General features: G+C 62.5%; 1 protein-coding gene. It reads right to left on the reverse strand.

Annotated elements, in window-relative coordinates; all coding sequences use genetic code 11:
• Positions 1 to 573 precede the first annotated feature (573 nt).
• Positions 574 to 789 carry a major capsid protein gene (locus AC07OD_RS28095; protein ID WP_218293558.1) on the reverse strand — a complete coding sequence of 72 codons (216 nt, stop codon included), beginning with the start codon at positions 787 to 789 and terminating at the stop codon, positions 574 to 576.
• Positions 790 to 833: the final 44 nt, after the last annotated feature.

Below are 833 nucleotides of genomic sequence, written 5' to 3' on the forward strand. Positions count from 1 at the left end.
ACGCAGGCGCCGCCTTCCTCATGCATACCTTCCCCGCACGGGTTGTCGCGCTTGCACGCGCCATCGGTGCCACGGGTCCAACCCGCCGCGCAAGCGGGCAGGCATTGATTCTGGAACTCGTCAAACCCAGCGTTGCACGTGCATTGCCCTCCCCCCAGCGTGCTGCCAGAGGGGCAGGTAGATGCCGCATACCGACTCACAAGGCCCTTAAATCCCGTGGTGCCGGACTGATAGCAGTACGCCTGATCATTGCTGAAAGAGCCAACAGATGTACCGCCTAGCGACTGACATGCAGCAAGCGCGGTCGGAAACCCATTCTGGCCGTTAGATGCGCTGTAGCTATGGCCGGGCGTGGGACTGAAAGCAGCCCCAACCGGCGGCGAGACTGCAGCAGCAATCAACAAGACCGCCAGGGCGAGCACGCTAGAGATCAAGCGGTAAAGATCAGCCATGCGGCCCCCAGGATTGCGACGATGACGAAGAGGCCCATTTGCTTTGCACCTTGAAGAAGCCCACCGCGTGGACTTTTGCAAGGCCCCTGCCGGCCGGTCAGGGAGCACATGCGAGGGGCGCTTAGGAGATAGCGCGGCGCACCCACTTGAAGGCGGCAATCGCCACCACGACCAGCAGCACGGCGGCGCCGATCAGGCCGATGGGCGCGATGGTGTCGCCGATCTCGGAGACGACGCCGGTCACATCGATGGCGGCGTGCGCGTTGTTGGCGAGGGCCAGGGCACCGACTGCGGCAGCAGTGGCGAAGCGGCGGGTTTGTGCATTGAAGCGGTTCATTTTTCAGTCCTCTTGGGTTGATGAATTTCCATCGGATCGAATGG

The organism is Acidovorax sp. GW821-FHT10E03 (assembly GCF_059415205.1).